The 1,156-nt window shown below is 40.2% G+C and carries 2 protein-coding genes; one reads left to right on the top strand and one right to left on the bottom strand.

Annotated features, from left to right (window positions below; translation table 11 throughout):
- On the top strand, positions 1–186 hold a 186-nt coding region (locus Q5762_RS36775), incomplete at its 5' end, for a hypothetical protein (protein WP_315896669.1).
- Between the two features lie 42 nt (positions 187–228).
- Here Q5762_RS36775 and Q5762_RS36770 read toward each other — a convergent pair.
- Positions 229–999, bottom strand: coding sequence for an N-acetylmuramoyl-L-alanine amidase (locus tag Q5762_RS36770; RefSeq protein WP_315887749.1), 771 nt, complete (start codon positions 997–999; stop codon positions 229–231).
- Positions 1,000–1,156: the final 157 nt, after the last annotated feature.

Raw genomic sequence — 1,156 nt, 5'->3', positions numbered from 1 at the left:
TCTGAGGGCACAAGGATCGTTCATCGTGATAATATTAGGATGTACATCAATCCTTATATCGCGAATTATAAGCTAGAAGAATATACTCGTGCTGAGCATCAAAAGCATATCAATATGTTGGCAACCAAAAAAGAACGGGAAGACGATTTGAAGTTTGCTTTGGAAAGTTACCGAAACGGGGATTGATAAACAAAAATAACCCCACCTCGGATTGAGATGGGGATTTGTTTATTTGATTTCGTCTGCCAATTTTTTGATATATTTGATTTGGTCACTATCCGTGTGAATCCAAGTGTCATAACCTGCTTTATTCATCAAGATTTTAACTTTTTCTAGTTCTCTCTCTGATTTAATGTGTGTATATTTGTTCCCAATTAACCAATAAACTTCTGCTGAGTTTTCGTTTCTAAACAATAACATAATATCTCCTACTTTCTTTTTTTGTATTGTTTGTTCTTCTGCTGTTGTTGTTTTTGATGTAATACTATTACACACGTCATTTCGAAATTGCTCTAGCGTGATGCCCCATTTAGCCAAGTATGGTAGTGGGTCTACGTGGTCACTAAAATTGTTAGGTTGATGATGCGTACAATAATTATGCGTTTTAATACCTGCCAAATCATTTGTATCTAGCGTGACCGGAATACCACCTTTGTTCGCCAAGTCCCTTAACAACTCGCAATAGATAGCATAATCACGCTCGAACTCTGCTCTTGTCTTGTGTGACTCGATAAGCTCTACTGCTGCAAAAGTTTCGGCATTCCAACCGCCACCAACATCATATGCGCCCATGTTGAGAGGAGCTGTCTGAATCGCTACACCATCGCCGACAACGTACTGAAAAAAGCCACTTTCCACTGGTCGTCTATCATGGTAATCCGCTTCGTTTTGAGCAGTTGAATTGGGATTTCCTGTGGAATGAGCGTGGACTTGTCTGTAAGGCTTCACGCCAACCTGTGGTAAACCTTGGCGAATTTGTTGCTTTACTGTGTATGCCATTATTTTTCCTCCCCATTTTGCTTATTGTAATTAATTGCACTTACTCCCGTTACAGCGCCTAGAAATACCGCTACGGCGTTAATTGTCAACACCGTAAATCTGTATACTCAAAGCCGTAAGCCTTTCCTAGCACGCCCACAAGTACGCTTAATGCTGG

It is taken from the genome of Streptomyces sp. P9(2023) (assembly GCF_032436795.1).
Taxonomy (GTDB): domain Bacteria; phylum Actinomycetota; class Actinomycetes; order Streptomycetales; family Streptomycetaceae; genus Streptomyces.
This window is presented reverse-complemented; position numbering and strand designations above follow the sequence as displayed.